Source organism: Pseudomonas sp. KK18 (genome assembly GCF_037094675.1).
Classification (GTDB): Bacteria; Pseudomonadota; Gammaproteobacteria; order Pseudomonadales; family Pseudomonadaceae; genus Aquipseudomonas.
Window position 1 is genome coordinate 2,059,127 of sequence record NZ_CP146605.1, and the last position, 18,054, is coordinate 2,077,180.

Genomic DNA, 18,054 nt, shown 5'->3' on the forward strand with positions numbered 1-18,054 from the left:
AGGGTTTATGAGCATAATTCGATCATATTTGTTGGGTCTCCCTCGCCGACAGAAGCGCATCCTGCAGGTTATTGCGGACATTCTTCTTGTTTGGCTCGCCCTGTGGATGGCGTTTGTCGTTCGATTGGGGGTGGACGATATGATCAACCCTGCGTCTGCGCATCGCTGGCTGTTTCTGAGTGCTCCGGTCGTCGCTATTCCGCTGTTCATCCGTTTTGGCATGTACCGTGCTGTCATGCGCTATTTTGGCAATGACGCGCTTATCGCGATTATCAAGGCCGTCAGCCTTTCATCGTTGATTCTGGGCGTGGTGGTCTATTGGTACAGCGATCATCAAAACGTGGTACCTCGTTCCATCATTTTCAACTATTGGTGGTTAAGCCTCATCATGGTTGGCGGCCTACGCCTTGCCATGCGTCAATATTTCCTTGGCGACTGGTTTGCCGCCGCCCAGCACGTACCGTTCACCAATCGCGAAGATGGCTTGCCGCGCGTCGCCATCTACGGCGCGGGCGCTGCAGGCAATCAGTTGGTCGCTGCCCTGCGTATGGGCCGGGTCATGCGGCCTGTAGCCTTCATTGATGATGATGACAGTATTTCTGACCGGGTAATTTCCGGACTTCAGGTGTACAAGCCACGGCACATTCAGCGCATGATCGATGCCACCGGAGCCCAGGAAATCCTGCTGGCGATACCGTCTTCCAACCGTGCCCGGCGTCGTGAAATCCTGGGCTACCTTGAAGGGTTTCCTCTGCATGTGCGCAGTGTTCCAGGATTTATGGACCTGGCCAGTGGCCGGGTCAAGGTCGACGATATTCAGGAAGTGGATATCGCGGACTTGCTGGGACGTGACGCGGTGCCTGCCCAGGGCGAACTGCTGGAGCATTGCATCAAGGGGCGCAGCGTTCTGGTAACGGGGGCCGGTGGTTCCATTGGTTCAGAGCTGTGTCGTCAGATCCTTGCTTTGCGACCGACCATACTGCTGTTGTTTGAACACAGCGAATTCAACCTCTACAGCATTTTGTCGGAGCTTGAACAACGGATTACCCGAGAGTCGCTGCCAGTAAGGCTGCTGCCCATCCTCGGCTCAGTGCGCAATCAGAGCAAATTGCTGGGTGTCATGAAAACCTGGGGCGTCGACACGGTTTATCACGCCGCCGCTTATAAGCATGTGCCCATGGTTGAGCACAATATTGCGGAAGGCGTGCTGAATAACGTTATTGGTACGCTTAACACGGCCCAAGCGGCATTGCAGTCGGGGGTAGCCAACTTCGTGTTGATCTCTACCGATAAGGCTGTACGGCCCACCAATGTGATGGGAAGCACCAAGCGTCTCGCCGAGTTGACCCTCCAGGCGCTCAGTCGTGAGTTGGCACCTGTGCTGTTCGGTGACAAATCGAATATCTCGCGGGTCAATAAAACCCGCTTCACGATGGTTCGCTTTGGCAATGTATTAGGCTCCTCCGGCTCGGTGATTCCGCTTTTTCACAAGCAGATCAAATCCGGTGGACCTCTCACGGTTACCCACCCGAAAATCACCCGGTACTTCATGACGATTCCCGAGGCCGCCCAATTGGTGATTCAGGCGGGCTCCATGGGCCTTGGCGGTGACGTGTTCGTGCTGGACATGGGTGAGCCGGTGAAGATTGTCGAGTTGGCCGAGAAGATGATTCACCTGTCTGGTCTGAGTGTCAGGTCGGATAAAAATCCTCATGGCGATATTGCAATCGAATTCTCTGGCCTGCGCCCGGGTGAGAAGCTTTACGAAGAGTTGCTGATTGGTGACAACGTAGTCGCCACGCAGCACCCGATGATCATGAGTGCCAATGAAGATTACCTGTCTTGGGATGTGTTGAAGGACAAGCTGGCAGAGTTGCTGGCAGCAGTAGAACAGGACGATTACACGCGTGTTCGCCAGCTTTTGCGCGAAACCGTCAGTGGCTACACGCCTGATGGCGAGATCGTCGACTGGATCTACCAACAGCGTCGTCTCGAGCCCTGACTCATACCCTGTAACTCACCTGTTTTTGACACCCTCCAAACATCACCTAAGTTTGAAAAGCAGCTTCGGAAAAGCTGCTTTTCTCTTACAGATGTCATGGAGCGTCACCTATGAATAAAACATGTTTCTCGTCCCTCATTTTCGCCTTCCTCTCCAGCATTTCACTGGCTACCACCGCAGCGCCGTCTACCAAGCCTGAAACGCCCACGCCGATAGCTGTGCAAATGACCAAGGCCGAGCAATCCAGCAAGGTCAGCCTCAACTCCGCCGACGCTGAAACCTTGCGCCGCGATCTGTTCGGAATCGGAGCAGCCAAAGCCAAGGCGATCATTGCCTATCGAGAAAGCAACGGGCCATTTACCGCAGTCGATGAGTTGTTGGAGGTGAAAGGGATCGGTAAAGCGCTGTTGGAGAAAAACCGCGATCGGCTGGAGCTCAATTAAGGAATAACGAAGTAAGCCAGGAGGCCGGTCATTGACCGGCCTCTTCAATTTTGTGCGATCTGTTTTTTCAGATTGCCACGTACTACCTCCAGGATCTGCGCTGCCAGCTCGGCGCTCTCCACGCTGCGCGCCAGCACCAGTGCTCCCACCAGAGTCGACATCATCAGCAGGCCTTGCTCATTGGCATCCGGCCGCCCCAGTGCGGATTGCACCTGCTTCAACCGTGCGCCAAGTACTGCATCAGTGGTCGGGCTTTGCTGACCCCGCAGTCCTAGCTCAGGGCACATGGTTGTCAACGGGCACCCTTCATGCGGTGAGGTCTGGTGCCACTGCGAAAGATAGTTGTCGATGAACGCTTCAAGGGGGCGTTCCTGGCTGAACAGCTGTTCGCAGTGTTCATCCAGTTGAGCGGCCGCAGCTTGCAGGGCCTTTTCCACCAGCTCATCTTTGGATTTGAAATGCGCATAGAATCCGCCATGCGTCAGACTCAAGGCTTTCATCAGCGGTTGCAGGCCGGTAGCCCCGATACCATCGCGGCGAAAACGTACGGAAGCCTCCTTGATGATGCGCTGATGGGTTTGAGCTTTGTGATTTGCCGAGTAGCGCATAGAACAGCCTCCGAAACATTGCGCCATATTAGCCAAGCTCATGCAGGCAAAGGGGCATCTCGTTACAAAATTGCTGACTGGCTGATCGAATGTCTTGGAGTCGTGCGCCGATATCGTCGGCAGTTATCTGCACCCTGGCATGTCGTTGATCGAAAAGTTCGACGCGCTGATTCGTACCGTGCATGCCTGGAAGGTCCAGGCTGGCCTGTTCGGTGTGGGATTTAGTGATCGCCACAGGCGTTGCTCGAATGCTGGAGCCAGCTTGAGCGTGCTGTCTATAGGGGAAAATACTGCTGCATATCGCCAAGGCGGGTTGGAAATAAAAAAGCCCTTCAGTGAAGGGCTTTCCTTGATCAGATCACGCTGAAAACTGCGCCACTCGCCAGTTTGTAGAGGTCTCCCGCCACCAAACCTGCGGCTTTTGCAGCCGTATTATCGTTGAATGTACGCAATGTCATGTTGACTTGGCCAGGCATCGCTACCGGCGTAGCGAACTCGACACGAGCGCCTGATTCGTTACCCAACAGTTGCAGCTTTTTCTGAGACGGCAGCCATTGGATGAAGAAGGAACCGGAACGATTACCGGATGCCGAGTGGAATGCCACTACAGAGCCCGTCGTATCGGCACTGATAAGCGCCATGATTGCAGTGCTGGCCTCTACCACTGCGGTGCAGTCGGACAAGCTCGAATAGTCGGTCCGCAACTTGCGCCCGCGTGCCCAGACCTTGACTTGACTGATGGTATTGGTCGGCTCGACACCGAACGTCGCATTGGTCGCGCGGAACGAACCGCCCAGTACGGTATTCCCGACAGCGACGTTACCGCCTACCGAGGAAGTTTCCGAGTCAAAAAGCTTGTTCAGTTGAGCACTGTTGTCGTTGCAGTCCACCAGAACGTTGTTACTGATCACGACACCTTCGAGCGGCGGAAACAGTCCCCAGAACAGTGCCTTGAAGCTCGTGGCAATGTTATCGCTGAAAATGATCCACTTATCCGGCATTGCTTCGCCGGAGGAAGGGCCAAAGCCCCCCAGCACGCTCTCATTGCCGTTCCTGAATTCGTTACCGGTGACAATCAGGCGCCCGGCGCCCCATGAAAACGTTACTGCACCCTCGGAGTGACCATTTGCCTGGTTACCCGCCAGGCACACGCTCTCAACATAGTTGTTGATGAACCAGGAGGCACTTCCAACTGCGTCTGTATCGTCGTGGCGGCTTGTATGAAAGGCCGAGCCCGAGAGGTTGCGAAACTCGCAACTTTCTACCCGCAGGCCATGACCGACGATGCATTCGCCTGTGGTGTTGGCAAACCGTACGCCACGGATCCCCGAAGAGCGGCCGTTGATATAGATCTCCATGGCGAAGCGCCAGGAGTTGTTGAGTTGATTGGCGCTGTTGCCATCGACGGAGCCGTTGATGATCTGCACGTTGTAGTTGATGCCCGGGCGCAGCTTGCCGCCTTCTTCGGTAGACGGACGGCCGAGGAAGCATTGGAAGCTTTTACCAACCCACGATCCAGCAGGGATGGTTTGGGTCGTGTTACCGAAGGGACCAAAGCCGGCAGCCAGGGTCACTGTATTCGTATTCGGGTCGATTGCAGTGATACGCATGGGGCTTCGGCTGGTGTCTTGATCCCCTGAGCCGACAAACGCTGTCACGGTATCGTTGACGTACCAACTGTCGGGCACGGCATCCAGCACGATTGTATTGCTGCTTACGCTGGTGTCTGTGGCTAGTCTGGCGGTGGTGACCGATGCATCTGCGCGCATGAGAGTCGCGCCGTTCAGATCGATAACCAGATTGTTGATGTAGTCAATTTCAGCCGTGCGGTCGTAAATATAGGTACGGCCGGTTTCGAAATACAAACGCGAACCCTGGCCGTCCGGCACGTTGGCGCTGATCCATGCGAGTGCAGCGCGGATAGTGCTCGAATCAGTACCGGTGTCATCGTCCTGGCGGAAGTCCTCCACAGCAACGTCGAAGCCTGAGTCGCTCGAATAGATGAGATTGGTTGCGGTTGCAGCTAGGTCGTTCATGTCAGTCATCGTGTCCCTCGATAGAAAAAAAACCGCGGAGTGCGGATTGTTTTGGGCAGCTATCCCCAAGCATTTGGTATGCCAATGGATTTCTGCATGCTCCATGCAGGTCATTCGCCGCAGAAAGTGCTTGGTTTCAAGCAAGAGGAAACGATAACAATGCACTGTATGAATAACCAGTACTTTTTTTGAGAAATTAAACTCTTTGTTGATTGTTTTGCTTCGCGCGCGGTTTTTCCAGACGTGATTGCCAGTCATGAAACGGGGTTTTCCAGTGCGCGCGGAGGTGCCGCGACGCCGTCTATTCAGCTTGAAAAGACGGGCGGCGTGAAGGGAGGGGGAAAGCGAAACAGAGGGTTTTTAAGCAGGCTGAGCGAATATTTACACGAAAGTGATCAGCGATCCTGCGCATCCTTGGCGTCCGCCTGGGCATTGCGTTCTGCCACGCGCTTACGTTGTTCATCAGTCAATTCAACCTTGTTGGCGCTGTCTCGCAGCATCAACAAACCACCGACGATCGAACCGATCGCGACCACTAAAATCAACCAGGCATACCACGGCATAGGGCTCTCCTTGAGGCAGCAAACCGTGGGGAAATTTCCCACGGTAATGACTGCTTTGAGTAACGGGCTTTCTTAGTAGTTCATTGTAGGCCCGTTCTGCCCCGGTAGCCTTACAGCCCGGTCAACATAGCGTCCGCCGGTGCATCGGCGCGGTCTTGCGCGGTCAGTTGGAAGTACACAAAACCCACCACCATGAAGCCCAGGAAGATCAGCCCGATCAGCGCGTTGAACCACGCCATGGCCACCAGGCAGACCACGGCCAGTACCAGCGCAATCCCCGGCACGATTGGATAGCCCGGGGCGCGGAAGGTCCGCTCCAGCAGTGGCTCGGTCTTGCGCAGTTTGAACAGGCTGAGCATGCTCATGATGTACATGACGATGGCACCGAACACCGCCATGGTGATCATCGCGGCGGTCAGGGTCATGCCGCCCAGGTTGATCAGCCCGTCGCTGTAGATGGCGGCGATGCCGACGATGCCGCCGGCGATGATTGCCCGGTGCGGCGTCTGGAAGCGCGACAGTTTGGCGAGGAAGGAGGGCAGGTAGCCCGCGCGCGCCAGGGCGAAGAATTGGCGGGAGTAACCCAGGATGATCCCGTGGAAGCTGGCCACCAGGCCGAACAGGCCGATCCACACCAGCATGTGCAGCCAGCCCGAGCTGTCGCCGACCACGGTTTTCATCGCCTGGGGCAGCGGGTCGTTGATGTTCGACAGGGTGCGCCAGTCACCCACGCCACCGGCAAAGAACATCACGCCCATGGCCAGAATCACCAGGGTGAGGATGCCGCTGATGTAGGCCTTTGGAATAGTGCGCTTGGGATCTTTCGCCTCTTCGGCCGCCATGGCGGCGCCTTCGATGGCGAGGAAGAACCAGATGGCAAAGGGTATGGCCGCAAACATTCCGGCGATCGCCGGTGCGCCGAAGGTGTCGGAGCCGGCCCAGCCGTTGAGGGCGAAGTTGCTGAAGCTGAAGGCGGGAGCGACCACGCCCATGAACACCAGCAACTCGGCCACGGCAAGCACGCAGACCACCAATTCAAAGGTGGCGGCGAGCTTCACCCCGAGGATGTTCAGGCCCATGAACACAATGTAGGCGCCGACGGCCGCATGTTTCGGATCGAGGGCCGGAAACTGCACGTTCAGGTATGCGCCGATGGCCAGGGCGATCGCGGGTGGGGCGAAGACGAACTCGATCAGCGTCGCCAGCCCGGCAATCAAGCCACCTTTCTCGCCGAACGCCCGGCGGCTGTAGGCAAACGGGCCGCCAGCATGAGGAATCGCGGTGGTCAGCTCGGTGAAACTGAATATAAAGCAGGTGTACATGGCGGCGACCATCAACGAGGTCACCAGGAAGCCCAATGTTCCCGCCACGCCCCAGCCATAGCTCCAGCCGAAATACTCTCCGGAAATCACCAGCCCGACTGCGATGCCCCACAAATGCAGAGTGCCCAAGGTGGGTTTGAGTTGTGTGTTCATCGTGTAGCTCTCCCTGAACGGTTTGGAATGTTTCAGGGCATTGCAGCGGACATGCCATTAACCAAAGCCGTGTCGTAAAGGCGCCGAACTGTCGCCGAGGGAACGGTTTGGCGTTTGAATCATTTCAAGCGCTGCACCAGATAAGGGCGTTGGTGTCTGGTCTGACGCTATCGCGGGCAAGCCCGGCTCCCACATTTGAAGTGCATACCCCCCGTAAACCCCGCATAAACCCACTCTTTACGCCGTCTTTACGCCCCACCCATACCGTCGCTCTCGTTCCTTTACGCCACTCCTGCGGACAATCCTCCTACACGCGGCAGTCGCCGCACGACGGAGAAACTTCCATGAGCGTTCTGGACGGGGTGTCACTGCTGTTGGCTGTGGCGCTGTTCATTTATCTGCTGGTTGCGCTGTTACGCGCGGATCGGAACTAGGAGCAGGCTATGCACAGTTATGACTATTGGCTGATCATCGCCTTCTTTGCCTTGGTGCTGATTCCGGCACCGGCCCTGGGGCGGTTCTACTACAAGGTAATGGAAGGGCAGCGAACCTGGCTCACGCCGGTGTTCGGCCCGGTCGAGCGCGTGTGCTATCGCCTTTCGGGTGTCGATGCAGACCAGGAACAGAGCTGGCAGAAATACGCGCTGGCGTTGCTGGCGTTCAACCTTGCCGGTTTCGTGCTGCTGTTCGCGATCCTGCTGTTCCAGGAATACCTGCCGCTGAACCCGCAGAAATTGCCGGGTCAGGAATGGACCCTGGCGTTCAACACCGCCATCAGTTTCATGACCAACACCAACTGGCAGAACTACAGCGGTGAAGCGTCCCTGAGCTACCTCAGTCAGATGGTCGGCCTCACCGTGCAGAACTTCGTCAGTGCCGCCACCGGCCTCGCCGTACTGGTCGCGTTGTGCCGTGGGATCGGTCGCAAATCCACCAAGACTTTGGGCAACTTCTGGGTCGACATGACCCGCGCCACGCTCTACGGCCTGTTGCCGTTGTGCCTGGTGTTTGCGTTGTTCCTGGTGTGGCAGGGCGTGCCGCAAACTTTCGCTCACTATGTGAACGCGGTCACCATGCAGGGCGTTGACCAGGTCATCCCACTGGGCCCGGCTGCCAGCCAGATTGCGATCAAGCAACTGGGCACCAACGGTGGTGGTTTCTTCGGTGTCAACTCGGCGCATCCGTTCGAAGACCCGACTGCCTGGGCCAACCTGTTTGAGCTGGGCGCGATCATCCTGATTCCGGTGGCGCTGGTGTTCACCTTTGGCCACTACGTGAAAGACCTGCGTCAGAGCCGGGCGATCCTCGGTTGCATGCTGGCCCTGTTCATCATCGGCGGTGCTACCGCGATGTGGGCCGAGTACCAACCCAACCCGGCGCTGAACAACCCGGCGGTTGAGCAGGCGGCACCGCAGGAAGGTAAAGAAGCGCGCTTCGGCACCACTGGCACCGTGTTGTGGTCGGTGGCGACCACCGCCGCGTCCAACGGTTCGGTCAACGGTATGCAAGACAGCCTCAACCCCCTGAGCGGGATGGTGTCGCTGGTCAACATGATGGTCGGCGAAGTGATCTTCGGCGGCGTCGGCGCCGGCATGTACGGCATGTTGCTCAACGTGTTGATTGCGGTGTTCCTCGCCGGTTTGATGATTGGCCGTACACCGGAATACCTCGGCAAGAAACTCCAGGCCAAGGAAGTGCAGTTGCTGGTCGTGACCTTGCTGGTGATGCCGGTCGGCACCCTGGTACTCGGTGCCATCGCCGCCAGCCTGCCTGGCCCGGCCGGTGCCATCAGTAACCCTGGCCCCCACGGTTTCAGCCAGTTGCTGTACGCCTACACCTCGGCCAGTGCCAACAACGGTTCGGCGTTCGGCGGCTTCAGTGCCAACACCGCGTTCCACAACCTGATGTTGAGCCTGTCGATGTTGCTCGGTCGCTTCGGCTACATCCTCCCTGTACTGGCCCTGGCCGGCAGCCTGGCGATGAAGAAGACCGCACCGATTGGCCAGAACAGCTTCCCGACCCACGGCCCGCTGTTCGTGACCCTGTTGACCGTGACCATTTTGCTGGTGGGCGGCCTGACCTTCCTGCCGACGCTGGCACTTGGGCCTATCGCTGAACATCTGAGCATGGGCTTCTAAGGGGATATGAAAATGAATATGCCTGCAAAAAACGCGGCTCCGGTGAAAACCCAGGAGCCGGCCAAAACCGCAATGTCGGCCCTGTGGCGCCCGGCGCTGGTCCAGGCGTTCGTCAAGCTGGACCCGCGCCAGCTGCAACGCTCGCCGGTGATGCTGGTGGTCGAGCTGACCGCGATCCTCACCACCATCCTGTGCTTTGTGCCGGAGGTGGCCGTACCGACCTACGTCTCCGTGCAAATCGCCGTGTGGCTGTGGTTCACCGTGCTGTTTGCCAACTTCGCCGAAGCCTTGGCTGAAGGCCGCGGCAAGGCCCGCGCCGACAGCCTCAAGGCCGGCAGCGAGGGCCTCAGCGCCCGCCGCAAGGAAGCCGACGGCAGCTTCAAGGTCGTGCCGGCCACCAGCCTGCGCAAAGGTGATGTGGTACGCGTGGTCGCCGGGGAAATGATCCCGGGTGACGGCGAAGTCATCGAAGGGATTGCCGCGGTCAACGAAGCGGCCATCACCGGTGAATCGGCCCCGGTTATCCGTGAATCCGGCGGCGACCGCTCGGCCGTCACCGGCAATACCCGCCTGGTCTCGGACTGGTTGATGATTCGCATCACCGCCAACCCGGGCGAGTCGACCCTGGACCGCATGATCGCCCTGGTGGAAGGCGCCAAGCGCCAGAAAACCCCCAACGAAATCGCGCTGGACATCCTGCTGATCGGCCTGACGCTGATCTTCCTGCTGGTGGTGGTGACCCTGCAGCCGTTCGCCCACTTCGCCAATGGCAACCTGCCGCTGGTGTTCCTGGTGGCGCTGCTGGTCACGCTGATTCCGACCACCATCGGCGGCCTGTTGTCGGCCATTGGTATTGCCGGCATGGACCGCCTGGTGCGCCTCAACGTGATCGCCAAGTCCGGTCGCGCGGTGGAAGCGGCGGGGGACGTGCACGTGCTGTTGCTGGACAAGACCGGCACCATCACCTTCGGTAACCGTCGTTGCACCAACGTGATCGCCGCGCCGGGTGTCAGCGGCAAGGAACTGGCCGAGGGCGCGCTGCTGGCATCCCTGGCGGACGACACGGCCGAAGGTAAGTCAATCGTCGAATACCTGCGCGGCCAGCACCCGCAAGCCGAGCCGTCGACGGATGAGCTGACCTCGGTACCGTTCAGCGCGGAAACCCGCTTGTCCGGCGTCGACTACCAGGGCCGTGTGTTCCGTAAGGGTGCCGTGGATTCGCTGCTGGCGTTCATTGGCCTGCAACGCCGCGACCTGCAACCGGCGCTGTCGCGGGAAATCGACAAGATCGCCCAGAGCGGCGGCACACCATTGCTGGTGTGTGCCGACGGCAAATTGCTCGGCGCGATTCACCTCAAGGACGTGGTCAAGCCCGGCATCCGCGAACGGTTTGCCGAGCTGCGCAAGCTGGGGATCCGCACCGTGATGGTGACTGGCGACAACCCGCTGACCGCCGCCGCGATTGCTGCTGAAGCCGGTGTGGATGACGTGCTCGCCGAAGCCACCCCAGAGAAAAAACTCGCGCGCATTCGTCACGAACAGAACGATGGTCGCCTGGTTGCGATGTGCGGCGACGGCGCCAACGACGCCCCGGCGCTGGCCCAGGCTGACGTCGGCATGGCAATGAACGACGGCACTCAGGCCGCCCGTGAAGCGGCCAACATGGTCGACCTCGACAGCGACCCGACCAAGCTGCTGGACGTGGTGCAGATCGGCAAGGAATTGCTGGTGACCCGTGGTGCGCTGACCACCTTTTCCATCGCCAACGACGTGGCCAAGTACTTCGCGATCCTGCCGGCGCTGTTCGCCTCGATCTACCCGCAACTGGGTGTGCTCAACGTGATGCACCTGCAAAGCCCGCAGAGCGCGATCCTCTCGGCCATCGTGTTCAACGCGCTGATCATCGTGGTGCTGATCCCCCTGGCGCTGCGCGGGGTACGTGTGCAGGCGGCGAGTGCGGCGGCGTTGCTGCGTCGCAACCTGCTGATCTACGGCCTGGGCGGGATCGTGGTGCCGTTCGTGGGCATCAAGGCGATCGACATGCTGTTGACCGCGCTGCACCTGGTTTGACTCGATGCCCGCAGGTACCGGCAAACCGGTGCCTGCAGGTTGCAATGACCGAATTGAGGAATTTGAAATGTCCAACATTATCCGCCCGGCCCTGAGCCTGCTGGTGTTGATGAGCCTGATCACCGGCGTGGCCTATCCCCTGGTTGTCACCGGTGTGGCGCAAGTCGCGTTCCCTGACCAGGCCAACGGCAGCCTGGTGCACGATGCCAGCGGCAAGGTTCGCGGTTCGAGCCTGATTGCCCAGGATTTCACCGGTGACGGCTGGTTCCACCCACGGCCATCTGCCGGTGCGTTTGCTACGGTTTCCAGCAGCGCCAGCAACCTCGGCCCAAGCAACCCCGCACTGGCCACTCGTGTATTTGACGATGCCAGGAAAATGCTGGTGCCAGACCAGGGACCGGTGCCGATGGCGTTGCTGACTACCTCCGGCAGCGGTCTTGATCCACACTTGCCACCGCAGGCAATTGCCTATCAACTGGCCCGGGTAGCTGCCGCGCGTAATCTGCCGGTGGCGACCCTGCAGCGCTTGATGGATGAGCACATCGAAAGCCCGCTGGTGGGGCCGCCGGTGGTGAACGTGCTGGCGTTGAACATGGCCTTGGAAAAACTGTAAGCCGTGGCGCCGCTTTTGCGAGCAAGCCCGCTCCCACATTCGACTGAGTTTCACCTTTGGAATGCGGTCAAATGTGGGAGCGGGCTTGCTCGCGAAGGCGGACTCAAGAAACCCACATCAACACCTGAAGGAAGACCGCCCGCATGAGCGACTCCGGCCGCGCCGATGCCCTGTTAGCCGATCTACCCCGGGACGGCCGTGGCCGGCTCAAAGTCTTCCTCGGCGCCGCGCCCGGCGTGGGCAAGACCTACGCCATGCTCCAGGCTGCCCACACCCAGCTGCGCCAGGGCGTGCGGCTGATCGCCGGCGTGGTGGAAACCCACGGCCGCGCCGAGACCGAAGCCTTGCTCAGCGGCTTGCCACAACAGCCGCTGCTGCGTTCCGAATACCGCGGCGTGATGCTGGAGGAAATGGACCTCGACGGTCTGCTCGCCGCCAAGCCCAAACTGGTGCTGGTGGACGAACTGGCCCACAGCAACGCCCCCGGCAGCCGCCACGAAAAACGCTGGCAAGACATCCAGGAATTGCTCTCGGCGGGCATCAACGTCTTCACCACGGTCAACGTCCAGCACCTGGAAAGCCTCAACGACCAGGTGCGCGGCATTACCGGCGTGCAAGTGCGCGAGACCTTGCCCGACTGGGTCTTGCAGGAAGCCGATGAACTGCTGCTGATCGACCTGCCATCCCGGGAACTGCTGGAGCGCCTGCGGGACGGCAAGGTCTACGTGCCGGAACAGGCCCGTGCTGCCATCGATGCCTTCTTCACCCAGACCAACCTCATGGCCCTGCGCGAGCTGGCGATGCAAACCGCCGCGGCCCATGTCGACGATGACCTGGCCCAGGGTTATCGCCAATTGGGCCAGGCCGCACCGGCTGTGCGTGGCCGCTTGCTGGTGGGCGTGGACGGCGATGCCCAGGCCGAACGCCTGGTTCGTCACGCCAGCCGGGTGGCCCAGCGTCGGCATTTGCCGTGGAGCCTGGTGCATGTGGATAACGGCCGGGTGCGCGATGAACAATCGCGCCTGCGCCTGCAAAACGCCCAGCAACTGGCCGAGCGTCTTGGCGGTGAAGTGGTGTTGCTGCGAGCGGGGGAGGTGGCCAAGACCCTGATCCAGCACGCCGCCGAGCGTCGCGCCAGCTTGATTCTGGTGGGGCAGTCCCGGCCGCGCTGGCATCGCACCGTGTTTGGTGGTGGCCTGGCGTCGCGTTTGTTGCGCAATGCCAGGGGCCTGGAAATCAACGTCCTCGACAGTGACGAAGTGCCGGCTCCGCCACGCCTGCCGGATGTACGCGGGCTGGTGTGGTTTGACTATGCCCTGGCGGTGGTGGCGACCGTGATCGCGGCCGCAGTCGCATGGGGTGTCGCCAGTGCCTTGCCGTTGCCGAATATCTCGCTGGTGTTCCTCGCCGCCGTATTACTGGTGGCGGTGCGCAGTAGCCTGGGGCCGGCGCTGGCGTGTGCGGCGCTGTCATTCCTGAGCTACGACTTCCTGTTCATCCCGCCGAATTTCTCCTTCGCGATCCAGCGTGAAGAAGACGTGCTGACGCTGTTGTTCTTCCTGCTGATGGCGGCGCTCACCGGTAATCTCGCTGCACGCCAGCGCCGGCAGTTGCAGGCGCTGCGCGATACCCAGGAAGAAACCACCGAGCTGCTCGACCTGTCCCGCAAACTCACCGCCGCCACCGATCGCCAGGCAGTGATCAGTGCCGCCGCGCATCATCTGGAAGGCTGGAGCGACCTGCAATTGTGCCTGCTCAACCGCGACGGGCAGGGCGACTGGAAGGTCGAGACCGGTGGCCCGATCACCTTTACCGAAGCCGAACGCGCCGCCGCCGACTGGGCCTGGCAGCACGATCAGCCGGCCGGCATGGGCACCGGCACCTTGCCGTTCGGGCGCTGGTGGTGGTGGCCGTTGTCCAGCGAAGAAGGTCCGTTGGGTCTGCTGGGGGTCAGCCCGAAGGCCGGGCTTGAACTGAGCGGCCAGCGCCGTCGCCTGCTCACGGCCTTGAGCCAGCCATTGGCCCAGGCCCTGGCCCGTGCGCAGCTCGGCCAGGAACTGGAAGCGGCACGCCTGCACGGTGAAACCGAGCAATTGCGCAGCGCCTTGCTGGCTTCGGTGTCTCACGATTTGCGCACACCGCTGACCTCCATGCGTGGCAGCATCGACAGCCTGCTGGCCCTCGGCGAGGCGATTCCCCTGGAAGATCGCCGGGAGCTGCTGGAAGGCACTCGCGATGAGGCTGAGCGCCTGGATCGCTACATCCAGAACCTGCTGGACATGACTCGTCTGGGCCACGGCGCGCTGAAGCTGGCGCGGGACTGGGTGTCACCCGGCGATATCGTCGGCAGCTCCCTGGGCCGCTTGCGTGCGGTATTGGCGCCGCTGCAGGTGATCACCGACGTGCCGCCCGAGCTGCCGCTGCTCTACGTGCATGCCGCGTTGATCGAGCAAGCACTGGTCAACGTACTGGAAAATGCCGCACGCTTCTCGCCGCCACAAGGCCGGCTGAAACTCAGCGCGGGCGTGCAGGATAACCAGTTGTTTTTTGCTGTTGCCGATGAGGGACCGGGGATTCCCGAGGAGGAGCGGGCGAAGATTTTCGATATGTTCTACACCGCCGCCAGGGGGGATCGCGGCGGGCAGGGCACCGGGCTCGGCCTGGCGATCTGCCAGGGCATGGTCGGCGCCCACGGCGGGCATATCAGCGTGGCCGACGGCATTGAGGGCCGGGGCACCTGCATCACTTTATTCCTGCCATTGCAGGCTCAGCCTGGCCTGGAAAGCGAACCTTGAGCTACCCTCTTTTCTTCACGGATTTTGATTGGACACCATGAGCCAGACTGCGACGATTTTGGTCATTGACGACGAACCGCAGATCCGCAAGTTCTTGCGTATCAGCCTGGCCTCCCAGGGCTACAAAGTGATCGAGGCCGGCACCGGCAACGAAGGCCTGGCGCAGGCCGCCTTGAGTAAACCGGACCTGCTGGTGCTGGACCTCGGCCTGCCGGACATGGACGGCCAGCAGGTGCTGCGCGAGTTTCGTGAGTGGTCCACGGTACCGGTACTGGTGTTGTCGGTGCGAGCCAGTGAAGTGCAAAAAGTCGAGGCGCTGGACAACGGCGCCAATGACTATGTGACCAAGCCATTTGGCATCCAGGAGTTTCTTGCACGGGTGCGGGCGTTGTTGCGCCAGGCGCCGGCGGGGGAAGCCCAGGAAGCGGCACTACGTTTTGGCCCGCTGACGGTAGACCTGGCTTATCGGCGGGTGCTGCTGGACGGTGTCGAAGTGGCGCTGACCCGCAAGGAATACGCGGTGCTGGCGCAACTGGCGCGGCATCCCGGGCGGGTGATCACCCAGCAGCAACTGCTCAAGGATATCTGGGGCCCGACCCATACCGAAGACAGCCATTACCTGCGGATTGTGGTGGGGCATCTGCGCCAGAAACTGGCGGATGATCCGACCCAGCCACGGTTTATCGTGACTGAGGCCGGTGTTGGGTATCGGCTATTGAACACCGAAGCCTGAAGCGTTAGCTCACCTGTGGCGAGGGAGCTTGCTCCCGCTGGGCTGCGCAGCAGCCCCAGAATCCTGGGAGCGCTTCGCACTCCAGCGGGAGCAAGCTCCCTCGCCACACAAGCCCTGCTTATCAAACCTCAGTGTTGCTCGCTCTCGTAACGATCCAGCGTATCGCTCGCGATCTCCCGCCCCAGCGCGATCAACTCCGGCGCTTTGTAAAACTCGAAAAACCGGCACACGCGCTTCGGCACGTTGATCAGAATATCCGGCGGATACCCGGCGATCTTGTACTGCGCCAATGACGTCTGCATCACCTCAAAGCTCTGGTTGATCAAATCCAGCAGCGATGCAGGCCCCACGTTATCGATGATGAACGAGCCGGTCGCCGACTTTGGCGCCCCGGCCTTTTCCGGTGCCGCCGCCGGTTGTTGCGCCTCGGGTTCGGCAGAGTCCAGCCACGGGTTGATGTCGGCAGCCTGGGCCAGCAGCGCTTCCTGTTCCAGCATCAATAACTGCTCGGCCTGCTTGCGCCGAAACGGCAAGTGCGAACCCAGTGAACGCACCAGGTTGTCGAAGCGGCTCCTGAACGCCGGCGGACGCTGGATCACCGGAAGCTTGTAGTGCTTCTGGTTGGTGGAGTTGAGGTTGACCGCAATGATCAGGTCGCAGTGGCTCGACACCACCGGCACGATCGGCAGAGGGTTCAGCAAGCCGCCGTCCACCAGCATGCGATTGCCCTGCATCACCGGGGTGAACAGGCTGGGAATCGCCGCCGAGGCCCGCATGGCCTGGTGCAGGCAGCCTTCCTGGAACCAGATTTCCTGCTGGTTGGTCAGGTCCGTGGCCACGGCGGTGTAGGGAATGCGCAGGTCTTCGATATTGATCTCGCCGACGATCTTGCGGATCTGCCCGAACACCTTCTCGCCACGGATCGCCCCGAGGCGAAAGCTCACGTCTACCAGGCGCAGTACGTCCAGGTAGTCGAGGCTTTCGATCCAGTTTCGGTACTCTTCCAGCTTGCCCGCGGCATAGATCCCACCCACCACGGCGCCCATGGAGCAACCGGCAATGCAGGCGATGTCGTAGCCGCGTTTTTCGATTTCCTCGATCACGCCGATATGGGCGTAGCCCCGGGCGCCGCCGGAGCCCAGCACCAATGCAACACGTTTCTTCATGACCTGATCCTTCGCAAAACAGGTGACCACAATGCACCCATCGAGGGGCGCGCTTCAATCATCACTGTCACAACCGATTATTTTCGCGAGCGGGCCACCACGCTCGGGTATGCTCTGGCAATCGGGACTGCGGATTCAGGCAGTCGGATAAGGCACTTTTCGGTGTAGGCAACGTCTACACCTGTGACTGTTTTTTCTTTTCTTGAGGTGTCATTTGATGAAAGCCTGGATGTGTGTGCCTGTGATCGTGTTGGCCCTGGCCGGTTGTGCCGGGAAAACCGCTTATCGCGACAGCTGCGGCACGCAACTGGATGCTGCGTGGCACGAGCTGGACCTGGCCAAGGCCGAAGGTTTCGCCGGCACCGTGAGTTACTCCAAGGCTCTGTCGTTGTTGACTGGCGCCAAGACCCAGCAGCAGTTCGAAGCCTTCGAAGGCTGCTCGACCAAGGCCGAGAAAGCCCGCTTCTATATTCGTGAGTCGCGCGCCGGGCGCTAACCCCGCGTAGCAGTTGTCGAGTGCAACGAGGTTGCGTCGGCGGCCTCAAGCCCGAAGGTTTAATCATTGAGGAGGAAAGGATGTCAGCCTTGGTCGATCAGCTAGTCGCTCAGGTCATCGGCCTGGAAGTTGGGTTACTGAGCTGCCAGGCGCGCCTCGCCGCCGTCACGGACGACGAGGCCCTGCATGATCTGCGTACCACGGTGCGGCGCTTGCGCAGCCTGTTGCGGCCATTGCGCGGGTTGCCCGGTGTCGAGCAGCTCGAGGCGGCCGCCAGTGCCGTCGGCCAACTGACCACGCCATTTCGCGACCGCGAAGTGCTGGCGGCGTACCTCCACCAACACGGCCATCATGAGGCGGCCGAGCGGCGTATCCGGCAGCAGCCGGCCACCTACCGCTCGGTTGCACAAGGGCCTGAGCTGGCGCAACTGCTGTTGATCCTCGAAGCATTCCCCCGCTTTATCCGCGCTTCCCAACGGCAGAAGTTGCTCAAGGGCCTGCGCACGCGCATTGAAAAACGCCTGGCCAAGCAATGGAAGAAGCTCGGCGAAGCGCTGCACGACCCCAACCACGACCGTCATCGCCTGCGCCTGTTGATCAAGCGCGTGCGTTATGCGGCCGAGGCTTATCCCGAGCTGAACAAGCTACCGCCCAAAGCCATATCGCGTCTCAAGGCGGCCCAGGGCGCCCTGGGTGATTGGCACGATTGCTGGCAATGGCTGGCGCAAGCCGGGCACGAGCCCGATTTGCAGCCGTGCGTGCCTGGTTGGCACCGCACCATGGCCGAGGCGGAAGGGCAGGCGGATCGGGTTTTGGATAAGTTGAACGCCGACTGCTTCGCTTGACCCTGCGACCTATCTGTCCGGGATTTTGGCCGGAATAGGCGCTGCATGGTGTAGGCCGGCTGGTTAAGATC

General features: G+C 60.5%; 16 protein-coding genes. 11 read left to right on the top strand and 5 right to left on the bottom strand.

Annotated features, from left to right (window positions below; genetic code table 11):
- The first annotated feature begins 7 nt into the window (after window positions 1-7).
- Window positions 8-2,002, top strand: coding sequence for a nucleoside-diphosphate sugar epimerase/dehydratase (locus V6607_RS09215; RefSeq protein ID WP_003218766.1), 1,995 nt, complete (start codon window positions 8-10; stop codon window positions 2,000-2,002).
- A 110-nt stretch (window positions 2,003-2,112) separates the two neighbouring features.
- Window positions 2,113-2,445 carry a helix-hairpin-helix domain-containing protein gene (locus V6607_RS09220; protein WP_003218764.1) on the top strand — a complete coding sequence of 111 codons (333 nt, stop codon included), beginning with the start codon at window positions 2,113-2,115 and terminating at the stop codon, window positions 2,443-2,445.
- 44 nt (window positions 2,446-2,489) lie between these two features.
- Here the strand turns inward: V6607_RS09220 and V6607_RS09225 are convergent, their stop codons facing one another.
- Window positions 2,490-3,053 carry a TetR/AcrR family transcriptional regulator gene (locus V6607_RS09225; protein WP_134325982.1) on the bottom strand — a complete coding sequence of 188 codons (564 nt, stop codon included), beginning with the start codon at window positions 3,051-3,053 and terminating at the stop codon, window positions 2,490-2,492.
- 139 nt (window positions 3,054-3,192) lie between these two features.
- Here V6607_RS09225 and V6607_RS09230 point away from each other — a divergent pair, with 139 nt between their 5' ends.
- Complete coding sequence (locus V6607_RS09230) at window positions 3,193-3,420, top strand: hypothetical protein (RefSeq protein WP_134325983.1); 228 nt, start codon at window positions 3,193-3,195, stop codon at window positions 3,418-3,420.
- Here the strand turns inward: V6607_RS09230 and V6607_RS09235 are convergent.
- The 3 genes from V6607_RS09235 to eat form a co-directional block, all read right to left on the bottom strand.
- On the bottom strand, window positions 3,407-5,347 hold the full coding sequence (locus V6607_RS09235; RefSeq protein WP_256579799.1) for a hypothetical protein: 1,941 nt from the start codon (window positions 5,345-5,347) through the stop codon (window positions 3,407-3,409). The two genes, V6607_RS09230 and V6607_RS09235, sit on opposite strands and share 14 nt — an antisense overlap.
- Before the next feature lie 137 nt (window positions 5,348-5,484).
- The gene (locus tag V6607_RS09240) at window positions 5,485-5,652 is read right to left on the bottom strand and encodes a DUF2897 family protein (RefSeq protein WP_008437727.1); all 168 of its coding nucleotides are present in this window, start codon (window positions 5,650-5,652) and stop codon (window positions 5,485-5,487) included.
- A 110-nt stretch (window positions 5,653-5,762) separates the two neighbouring features.
- Window positions 5,763-7,127 (bottom strand): ethanolamine permease, encoded by a 1,365-nt coding sequence (gene eat / locus V6607_RS09245; protein WP_003218757.1) that lies wholly within the window; start codon window positions 7,125-7,127, stop codon window positions 5,763-5,765.
- Window positions 7,128-7,471: 344 nt separating this feature from the next.
- On the opposite strand from eat, the gene kdpF reads away from it, so the two are divergent.
- From kdpF to V6607_RS09275, 6 genes are all read left to right on the top strand, one after another.
- Window positions 7,472-7,561, top strand: a complete 90-nt coding sequence (gene kdpF, locus V6607_RS09250) for a K(+)-transporting ATPase subunit F (protein ID WP_003218754.1) — start codon at window positions 7,472-7,474, stop codon at window positions 7,559-7,561.
- Window positions 7,562-7,570: 9 nt separating this feature from the next.
- Entirely contained in the window at window positions 7,571-9,265 is a 1,695-nt protein-coding gene (kdpA, locus tag V6607_RS09255; protein ID WP_003218753.1) for a potassium-transporting ATPase subunit KdpA, read from the top strand.
- Between the two features lie 12 nt (window positions 9,266-9,277).
- Window positions 9,278-11,335, top strand: a complete 2,058-nt coding sequence (gene kdpB, locus V6607_RS09260) for a potassium-transporting ATPase subunit KdpB (RefSeq protein WP_003218752.1) — start codon at window positions 9,278-9,280, stop codon at window positions 11,333-11,335.
- 67 nt (window positions 11,336-11,402) lie between these two features.
- Window positions 11,403-11,948 (top strand): potassium-transporting ATPase subunit KdpC, encoded by a 546-nt coding sequence (kdpC, locus tag V6607_RS09265; protein WP_087693688.1) that lies wholly within the window; start codon window positions 11,403-11,405, stop codon window positions 11,946-11,948.
- Between the two features lie 143 nt (window positions 11,949-12,091).
- On the top strand, window positions 12,092-14,743 hold the full coding sequence (locus tag V6607_RS09270) for a sensor histidine kinase KdpD (RefSeq protein ID WP_134325985.1): 2,652 nt from the start codon (window positions 12,092-12,094) through the stop codon (window positions 14,741-14,743).
- Window positions 14,744-14,780: 37 nt separating this feature from the next.
- Window positions 14,781-15,476: a response regulator gene (locus tag V6607_RS09275; protein ID WP_003218747.1), complete on the top strand. Its 696-nt coding sequence runs from the start codon at window positions 14,781-14,783 to the stop codon at window positions 15,474-15,476.
- Window positions 15,477-15,604: 128 nt separating this feature from the next.
- Here the strand turns inward: V6607_RS09275 and V6607_RS09280 are convergent, their stop codons facing one another.
- Window positions 15,605-16,642 (bottom strand): patatin-like phospholipase family protein, encoded by a 1,038-nt coding sequence (locus V6607_RS09280; protein WP_087693690.1) that lies wholly within the window; start codon window positions 16,640-16,642, stop codon window positions 15,605-15,607.
- 217 nt (window positions 16,643-16,859) lie between these two features.
- On the opposite strand from V6607_RS09280, the gene V6607_RS09285 reads away from it, so the two are divergent.
- Together V6607_RS09285 and V6607_RS09290 are read left to right on the top strand one after the other, a co-directional pair.
- Entirely contained in the window at window positions 16,860-17,138 is a 279-nt protein-coding gene (locus V6607_RS09285) for a hypothetical protein (protein WP_003218744.1), read from the top strand.
- Between the two features lie 80 nt (window positions 17,139-17,218).
- A complete protein-coding gene (locus V6607_RS09290) occupies window positions 17,219-17,983 on the top strand; it encodes a CHAD domain-containing protein (RefSeq protein WP_134325986.1) in 765 nt (254 codons plus the stop codon).
- Window positions 17,984-18,054: the final 71 nt, after the last annotated feature.

What these genes read in the sequence shown, in the direction of transcription:
- V6607_RS09220 (WP_003218764.1), top strand. Translation starts at nt 2,113, where the DNA reads ATGAATAAAACATGTTTCTCGTCCCTCATTTTCGCCTTCCTCTCCAGC.
- V6607_RS09290 (WP_134325986.1), top strand. Translation starts at nt 17,219, where the DNA reads ATGTCAGCCTTGGTCGATCAGCTAGTCGCTCAGGTCATCGGCCTGGAA.
- V6607_RS09275 (WP_003218747.1), top strand. Translation starts at nt 14,781, where the DNA reads ATGAGCCAGACTGCGACGATTTTGGTCATTGACGACGAACCGCAGATC.
- V6607_RS09230 (WP_134325983.1), top strand. Translation starts at nt 3,193, where the DNA reads ATGTCGTTGATCGAAAAGTTCGACGCGCTGATTCGTACCGTGCATGCC.
- V6607_RS09280 (WP_087693690.1), bottom strand. Translation starts at nt 16,642, where the DNA reads ATGAAGAAACGTGTTGCATTGGTGCTGGGCTCCGGCGGCGCCCGGGGC.
- V6607_RS09240 (WP_008437727.1), bottom strand. Translation starts at nt 5,652, where the DNA reads ATGCCGTGGTATGCCTGGTTGATTTTAGTGGTCGCGATCGGTTCGATC.
- V6607_RS09215 (WP_003218766.1), top strand. Translation starts at nt 8, where the DNA reads ATGAGCATAATTCGATCATATTTGTTGGGTCTCCCTCGCCGACAGAAG.
- V6607_RS09270 (WP_134325985.1), top strand. Translation starts at nt 12,092, where the DNA reads ATGAGCGACTCCGGCCGCGCCGATGCCCTGTTAGCCGATCTACCCCGG.
- V6607_RS09285 (WP_003218744.1), top strand. Translation starts at nt 16,860, where the DNA reads ATGAAAGCCTGGATGTGTGTGCCTGTGATCGTGTTGGCCCTGGCCGGT.
- eat (WP_003218757.1), bottom strand. Translation starts at nt 7,127, where the DNA reads ATGAACACACAACTCAAACCCACCTTGGGCACTCTGCATTTGTGGGGC.
- V6607_RS09235 (WP_256579799.1), bottom strand. Translation starts at nt 5,347, where the DNA reads ATGACTGGCAATCACGTCTGGAAAAACCGCGCGCGAAGCAAAACAATC.
- V6607_RS09225 (WP_134325982.1), bottom strand. Translation starts at nt 3,053, where the DNA reads ATGCGCTACTCGGCAAATCACAAAGCTCAAACCCATCAGCGCATCATC.
- kdpC (WP_087693688.1), top strand. Translation starts at nt 11,403, where the DNA reads ATGTCCAACATTATCCGCCCGGCCCTGAGCCTGCTGGTGTTGATGAGC.
- kdpA (WP_003218753.1), top strand. Translation starts at nt 7,571, where the DNA reads ATGCACAGTTATGACTATTGGCTGATCATCGCCTTCTTTGCCTTGGTG.
- kdpF (WP_003218754.1), top strand. Translation starts at nt 7,472, where the DNA reads ATGAGCGTTCTGGACGGGGTGTCACTGCTGTTGGCTGTGGCGCTGTTC.
- kdpB (WP_003218752.1), top strand. Translation starts at nt 9,278, where the DNA reads ATGAATATGCCTGCAAAAAACGCGGCTCCGGTGAAAACCCAGGAGCCG.